At 65.2% G+C, this 6814-nt stretch carries 10 protein-coding genes; 6 read left to right on the top strand and 4 right to left on the bottom strand.

Going from position 1 to position 6814, the window contains the following annotated elements:
- Positions 1-168: 168 nt before the first annotated feature.
- The 5 genes from RMO51_RS00970 to RMO51_RS22550 all read left to right on the top strand — a co-directional run bounded on the left by RMO51_RS00970 (position 169) and on the right by RMO51_RS22550 (position 3426).
- Positions 169-504: a carboxypeptidase-like regulatory domain-containing protein gene (locus RMO51_RS00970; protein ID WP_310391196.1), complete on the top strand. Its 336-nt coding sequence runs from the start codon at positions 169-171 to the stop codon at positions 502-504.
- Positions 505-532: 28 nt separating this feature from the next.
- Positions 533-1234 carry a carboxypeptidase-like regulatory domain-containing protein gene (locus RMO51_RS00965; RefSeq protein WP_310391194.1) on the top strand — a complete coding sequence of 234 codons (702 nt, stop codon included), beginning with the start codon at positions 533-535 and terminating at the stop codon, positions 1232-1234.
- Between the two features lie 62 nt (positions 1235-1296).
- Positions 1297-1986 carry a carboxypeptidase-like regulatory domain-containing protein gene (locus tag RMO51_RS00960; RefSeq protein WP_310391192.1) on the top strand — a complete coding sequence of 230 codons (690 nt, stop codon included), beginning with the start codon at positions 1297-1299 and terminating at the stop codon, positions 1984-1986.
- A 38-nt stretch (positions 1987-2024) separates the two neighbouring features.
- Complete coding sequence (locus RMO51_RS00955; protein WP_310391190.1) at positions 2025-3080, top strand: lipocalin family protein; 1056 nt, start codon at positions 2025-2027, stop codon at positions 3078-3080.
- The gene (locus RMO51_RS22550; protein ID WP_409025023.1) at positions 3052-3426 is read left to right on the top strand and encodes a putative immunity protein; all 375 of its coding nucleotides are present in this window, start codon (positions 3052-3054) and stop codon (positions 3424-3426) included. The genes RMO51_RS00955 and RMO51_RS22550 overlap by 29 nt, the downstream gene beginning before the upstream one ends.
- 32 nt (positions 3427-3458) lie before the next feature.
- On the opposite strand, the gene RMO51_RS00945 is transcribed toward RMO51_RS22550, so the two are convergent.
- Genes RMO51_RS00945 through dusB form a run of 4 tightly spaced genes read right to left on the bottom strand, consistent with a single transcriptional unit; the run spans position 3459 to position 6396 of the window.
- The gene (locus RMO51_RS00945) at positions 3459-4667 is read right to left on the bottom strand and encodes a HAMP domain-containing sensor histidine kinase (protein WP_310391187.1); all 1209 of its coding nucleotides are present in this window, start codon (positions 4665-4667) and stop codon (positions 3459-3461) included.
- The gene (locus RMO51_RS00940) at positions 4664-5077 is read right to left on the bottom strand and encodes a PIN domain-containing protein (protein WP_310391185.1); all 414 of its coding nucleotides are present in this window, start codon (positions 5075-5077) and stop codon (positions 4664-4666) included. The genes RMO51_RS00945 and RMO51_RS00940 overlap by 4 nt, the downstream gene beginning before the upstream one ends.
- On the bottom strand, positions 5077-5379 hold the full coding sequence (locus tag RMO51_RS00935) for a hypothetical protein (RefSeq protein ID WP_310391184.1): 303 nt from the start codon (positions 5377-5379) through the stop codon (positions 5077-5079). Before RMO51_RS00935 ends, RMO51_RS00940 begins: the two co-directional genes overlap by 1 nt.
- Positions 5380-5406: 27 nt before the next feature.
- Positions 5407-6396, bottom strand: coding sequence for a tRNA dihydrouridine synthase DusB (gene dusB, locus RMO51_RS00930; RefSeq protein WP_310391182.1), 990 nt, complete (start codon positions 6394-6396; stop codon positions 5407-5409).
- 209 nt (positions 6397-6605) lie between these two features.
- On the opposite strand from dusB, the gene RMO51_RS00925 reads away from it, so the two are divergent.
- Positions 6606-6814, top strand: a 209-nt coding sequence (locus RMO51_RS00925; protein ID WP_310391180.1) for a hypothetical protein, incomplete at its 3' end; no start/stop codon positions are given.

The raw sequence follows: 6814 nt of genomic DNA, 5'->3' as shown, positions 1-6814 counted from the left end.
GCAAGTGGCCCGACTCCACCAGGCGCACAACTTCCAGCCGGACGGCCATTGAATAAATCTCATATTTCTGGCGCTCCTTGCGCGGCCGATTCTCGTTCATGGAATTCAGAACTAGTGTACAGCTCTGGACGGACGAGACAGAGGTTGGACACGGTGCTCAGGGGAGTGGTGCTGGATGCTTCTACGCACGAAGTTATTCCTGGCGTCACAGTACTACTTAAAGGCACTACCACCGGCGTTGCGACGGGTTACGATGGCCACTTCGAGCTGCGGGTGCCTCGGAACGAAGCCACGCGAGTCATTACGGTGAGCTTCCGCAGCATTGGCTACGTGACGGAAGAGCGGGAAGTGCGGGTCGGAACCGGCGATGTGGTGATAAACATGCCCCTGAGCCCGGAGGTACTGGGCGGCCCAGAGCTGTGCCGCCCGCCGCGGCCCTGGCACCCGCGCCGCTTCTACCACCGGAGCAAATACTGGCTCATGCGCCCGTTCCGGCACGGATAAGAGTTGAAAAATCAGCTACTTTAGAAGCATGAATACCTCCCTGCCCATCAGCATTCCGCAGCCTTGCACCCGGCCGTGGGCCGCCATGACGCCCACGGCCCACGGCCGCCACTGCGGCGCCTGCCAAACCGAAGTAGTGGACTTCACCCGCCTGAGCGGCGCCGAAATCCTGGCCTACCTGGCCCGGCGCGGCGGCCGGCCGGTGTGCGCCCTGGCCAACACGACGCAGCTGGCCGCGCCGGCCCCGGTCGCGCCGTGGCGGCGCTGGCTGCTGGCCGGCTTGGCGCTGCTGGGCTGGCAGCCCGTTTCGTCGTGCGGCACCCGGCTGCCGCAGCAATTACCCGCGCAAGCCACGGCCGCCGCTACCAACTCCGCCGCCGCCCCGGCGCCGCAGCTAATCATTCGGGGCCAAGTGTTGGATGGCGCCAGCCAAACGGCCGTGCCGCAAGTCAACGTCTTTCTCAACGACACCAAGTTCGGCACCGTCACCGACGCGGAAGGGCGGTTCGAGCTGGTGCTGGCGCGGGACTGGGCGCCCATCGCCGGGGGCACGGTGGAGTTGCGGTTCGTGGGCAGCCCGTTCGATTTTCAGGAGCAAACCGTGCGGCTGGACGCGCGCGCCGCCTCCCCGGGGCTGCTGGTGGTGCGGCTGGCCTCGGCCCCCAATCGCGGCCGGCTGATGGGCTCGATTCGGATGGCGGAGCCGCCGATGAAGCCGCCGGTGAAGTAGACGAGGAGCTTTTTCTTCCAACTCTCTTTTTTTTGTGACGCAACTCAAATGAGCCCCGCCCCATGATTTCCATTCCCAACGCCTGCGCCCAGCCCTGGGCCGCCATGACGCCCACCGCCGCCGGCCGCCACTGCGGCGCCTGCCAAACCGAGGTAGTAGACTTCACCCGGTTGAGCGAGGCCGAAGTGCTGGCGTACCTGACGGCGCGGAAAGGGCAGCCAGTGTGTGCCTACGCTCATTTTACGCAACTGGCGCCAGCCCCGATAAGCCGCTGGCGGCGGTGGCTGCTGGCGGGCCTGGCGCTGCTGGGGTGGCAGCCGCTGGCTTCCTGCGTGGCCCCGCAGCAGCCCCCGCCGGGCCGCGCCGCGGCAGCGGGACCAACGGCGGGTTCGGCCAGCGTCGTGGTTCGGGGCGTGGTGCTCGACGATTCGCTGCGCGTGCCGGTGGCGGGGGCCTACGTGTTTGTGGAGGGCACCAAGTACGGGGCCGTGACCGACGAGCAGGGCGAATTTGTGCTGTCGTTTTCCGCCGACTGGGAAGCGGTGAAAAGCGGCTTCCTGAAGCTGCACATACCGTATGTGCCGTTTACTTTTTTGGCGCAAGACGTGAAAGTGATTATTACTGGGAGTGCCCCGCTCGCTCCGGTCACCGTGCGGCTTCGCTCCATTCCGGAGCGGGGCTTCCTCAAGGGTAAGGCCGTTCTGATTGACCCTCCAGTGCCGCTGCCCGGCCCCGGCAAAACCCGCCCCTAGCCCAAACCTTTCCGCCCCGAAAACCCTTGTGACGGGGTATGAAAGTTTTGCGTATTGCCTTCGTTTTCCTGCTCGCTACCGCCTGCATTCCCCTCAAGCCCACCACCAAGAACGACGTTTTCCCCGGCCGCGCCCAGCTGCCGCAAGAGGAGGCCCCGCACCCCAAAAACTCGCTGGAGTGGTGGTACTTCACCGGCCACCTCAAGGACGTGACCACCGGCCAAAGCTTTGGCGTGGAATACGTCTTTTTCCACTTCAATCCCACCGGCAAGCAGGACTACCAGATGGTGAACTTCGCCCTGACCGACCCGCAAACCCAGCAGTTCCGCTACGACTACGACCTGGGCAAGCTGCGCGAGCCGCTCACCGCCGCGCTGCCCATCAACCTCACCGAGCAGAAGAAGGACCAGCGCTGGACCCTCACCGGCCAGGAGGGCCGCTACCGGCTGCAGGCGCGCATGGCCGCCCACGCCGGGCAGGCCATCGACCTCACCACCACGCCCGTGAAGCCCGTGCTGCTGCACGGCGGCACCGGCTACGAGCAGTACGGCCCCGTGGCCCAGGCCGGCTACTACAGCTACCCGCGGCTGGCCACCACCGGCACCATCGAAGTGGGCGGCCAGGTGCACCAGGTCGCCGGCGAGCTGTGGTACGACCGGCAGTGGAACTGCGGCGGCGTGAACAAGCGAAACGTGGCCTGGGACTGGCTCAGCCTGCAGCTCGACGAGCCCAAGGAAGAGCTGATGCTCTACGCCGTGCACGAAACCAAGTCCGGCCAGCAAATCGGTGGCGGCTCCTTGTTTGGCGCCCAGGGCGAAAACCTGCACCTGGCCGAAACCGACTTCAAGCTGGAGCCCGTCACGTACTGGACCAGCGCCACATCCAAAAAGAAATACCCCGCCACCTGGCACCTCACCGTGCCCAGCAAGGGCTACGACCTGACCGTGACGCCCCTGGTGCCCAATCAGGAGTTAAACCTACGCCTCTTCAAAGTACTGAAACTGAACTACTGGGAAGGCATGTGCCGCGTCACGGGCACGCACCACGGCCAGCCCGTGACGGGGAATGCGTATGTGGAAATCACCAACAGGTAGGCTCTTTTCAATGACATCACCTGACGATATACACGAACATAAGCGTTTGGCAGTCTGGGCGGCTGATTGCGCTGAACGGGTTCTGAGCCTTTTTGAGCAAGCATGCCCTGACGATTACCGGCCGCGCGAGGCAATAGCCGCTGCCCGCGCTTGGGTGCGAAACGGCCTAACCGTCTCAGAAGCCCGTCAGTGTGCTTTTGCGGCTCACGCGGCCGCCCGCGATGCGCAGAATCCGGCCGCCGTAGCAGCCGCGCGGGCGGCTGGTCACGCCGCTGCCACAGCCCACGTTGCTACCCATGCGCGTCATGCTGAAGCCTACGCGCGCAGGGCAGTTGCATCCCAATGATCTGAAATAACACTGCCCCTGTGCTTCACCGCTCACTGGTTGAGCACCACTCGGAACGTGGTGCCGCGGCCGGTTTCGCTCCACTTCACGAAGAGCTTGCCCCCGTGGTAGTTCTCGATGATGCGCCGGGCCAGGGCCAGGCCCAGGCCCCAGCCGCGCCGCTTGGTGGTGAAGCCGGGCATGAACACGCTCTCGAGCTTGTTCTTGGGGATGCCCTTGCCGGTGTCGGTGATGTCGACGGCCACCTGGCGGGGCGGGGCGCCGCGCCGGTACCAGCTGCGGCGGGTGCGCACGCGGCGCAGGTGCAGCGTGATGGCGCCGCGCCCGTCCATGGCGTCCACGGCGTTTTTGCAGATGTTTTCCACCACCCAGTCGAACAGCGGCACGTTGATGCGGGCGGGCGTGTCGCGCGGCAGGTCCGACTCGATGGTAAAGACTACCTTTTTCGACACCCGGCTCTGCAGGTACTCGATGGCGTTGCGGGTGGTTTGCAGCAGGTTCTCGTCCTTGAGCACCGGCACCGAGCCGATGTTGGAAAACCGCTCGGTGATGATTTCGAGCCGGCGGATGTCTTTGCCCAGTTCCTCGATGATGGGCTCGTCGCGGAACCGCTCGGAGTCGCGCAGGTAGTTCTGCCAGCCCACCAGGCTGCTGAGTGGGGTGCCCAGTTGGTGGGCGGTTTCCTTGGCCAGGCCCACCCACACGCGGTTTTGCTCGGCCCGGCGCGAGGAGCTGAACGCGAAGTAGGCGATGACGGCCAGGCAGCCAATCACCACCAACTGCACCCGCGGGTAGGTGCGCAGCTGCTGCAGCAGCTGCGAGTCGCGGTAGAAAATGTAGTTCACCTGCCCGGCCCCAAACTCCACCACGATGGGCGGGTGCTGCTGCTTCATCATCCGCAGCTCGCTGGCCAGCAGCGTCACCGAGTCGGCGGGCGAGAGGTGCGCCGGCATGGTGACGTTTTTGGCGTTGATGATGTTCGTGCCGTCCTCGCTGAGGATGACGGGAATGGTGGCGTTGGCGTTGATGATTTCGTTGAACACGAACAGCGTGTTCGAGTCCGATTCGGAGTTGATGATGAACTCCTGGGCCTTGGCGTACAGTTGAATCTGCTGCTGCTCGCGCTCCGACACGCGCTGCACCAACAGGTTGGTGTAGATGACCGTGGCCGCGCCGACGAGCAGCGCCAGCACTGCGATGAGGATTTTGAGGCGGGACTTCTGGTCGTAAATCGGAATCATGCGGGAGCGTTCGGGGCCGGTGGGTAAGCGGGCAGGTCGGCCAACGACCACACCCGCACCAATGGGTCGAGGCCTCGAAAGTCGGCCGTGTTTTCCGTCAGCAAATCGGCCCCTTGAGCGCGGGCAGTGGCCAGGATAACGGCATCGGGCAGGGCCACTTTGCGAAGTTTTCGGTAGGCGATGGCGTAGGCCGCTACGTCGGCCGTCACCGGTACCACATCGGTAGCGGCCACGGCCCGGCGGGCAGTCGCTTCTTCTTCGATGCTGGGAAATAGAAAGCCCAACACCTCAATTTCGCATACCACAGAGGTCAGCACGTCGTCGTAGTCGGCCACGACGGCCCGCATGTCCACCCGGCCCTGCGAGGCGGCGATGAGGATGTTGCTGTCGAGCAGCAGCCGGCGCGGCATCAGGGGCGGCCCGGCAGGGGCCGGTCGTGGCGTTGGTCGCGCTGCCAGGCCGTCGCCTCGTCGATGGCGCGGTAGGGGTTGAGCCGCGCCAGCTCGTCGAAGGCCGCGAGCAGCTCGGCGCGCCGGGCCGCGCGCTGGTCGGCGGGGGCAGCGGCGGCCGGGCCCGCGTCGGGCCACACCAGCACCCGCAGGCGGGCGTTGGCCAGGTCGGCGTATTCGGCCGGCAGCCGGATGATGCCGTTTTCGGCGGTCACCTCAAACTCGGCCGTGTAGTGCCGGGCCACGTGGTGGGCAGTGCTCATGCGAATTGGGTTGATGACAAGAAAAAACTACCCCACCAGCACGGCTTCGCTGACGGCAATCTCGGCCAGGATTTCCAGCACGGCTTCGGGCGTTTCGGCGTCCACCAGGCGGGTGCGCCAGGCCTTGGCGCCCTCCAGGCCGCGGAAGTAGTGGGCGTAGTGGCGGCGCATTTCGAACACGCCCACCCGCGGGCCTTTCCACTCCACGCTACGGTCGAAGTGCAGCTGGCACATGGCCACGCGCTCGTCCAGGGTGGGCGGGGCCAGGAGCTGGCCGGTGGCCACGTAGTGCTTGATTTCGCGAAAAATCCAGGGGTAGCCGATGCTGGCCCGGCCCACCATCACGCCGTCGACGCCGTAGCGGTTCTTGTACTCGACGGCCTTTTCGGGCGAGGTGATGTCGCCGTTGCCGAAGACGGGGATGCGAATGCGCGGGTTGTCCTTGATGCGGGCAATGAGGCGCCAGTCGGCCTCGCCCTTGTAGAGCTGCACGCGGGTGCGGCCGTGCACGGTGAGGGCCGCGATGCCGATGTCCTGCAGGCGCTCGGCCACGTCCTCCACGTTCTTGGTGCCCTCGTCCCAGCCCAGGCGGGTTTTCACGGTCACGGGCAGGTGGGTGTTTTTGATGACGGCGGCCGTCATTTCCACCATCTTCGGGATGTCGCGCAGCAGGGCCGCGCCGGCGCCGCGGCAGGCCACCTGCTTCACCGGGCAGCCATAGTTAATGTCAATCAAATCGGGGCCGGCCTCGGTGCTGATGGCCGCGCACTCGCCCATCGTGGCCACGTCGGACCCGAAGAGCTGGATGCCGATGGGCCGCTCGTAGTCGAACACGTCGAGCTTCTTGCGGCTTTTGGCCGCGGCCCGAATCAGCCCTTCCGAGGAAATAAACTCGGTGTACATCAAGTCGGCCCCGTTGGCCTTGCACACGGCGCGGAAGGGCGGGTCGCTCACGTCCTCCATCGGGGCGAGCAGGAGCGGGAAGTTGGGGAGTTGGATGTTGCCTATGTTGACCACGGGGATTGGGAATTGGGAACGTCATGCTGAGCGCAGCCAAAGCATCTCGCGTGCAGCAGCAATCAATGCCATTGAATAGGGCAACGAAGCGAGCGAGATGCTTCGGCTCCGCTCAGCGTGACGAGCCGGTGTGTCTGTGCCGAACTAATGTACCAGCCTAAGTTAAAAACTACGGTAAATTTACGCCCTTCCGCAACTTACTCCTCCCCATGAAAGGTTTCCTGCCCCGCACCCTGCACCCGGGCCTCCAGGTATTGCTGCTGCTGGCGCTGATGGTGGCGGGCGCCTGCGTGGGCTACACCCTGGTTTTTACCTGGGCCCGGGTGGGCTACGGGCTCTCGCTGACGGAAGCCGCGAAGGTCATGGCGTACCCCACCGGCTACCCCCAGGGCTGGGGCCTGCTGATGGCGGCGCAGGG

This window comes from Hymenobacter sp. (genome assembly GCF_031398885.1).
GTDB lineage: Bacteria > Bacteroidota > Bacteroidia > Cytophagales > Hymenobacteraceae > Hymenobacter.
Note: the sequence above shows the minus strand (reverse complement) of the source record. Positions and strands in the feature narration are given on the sequence as shown.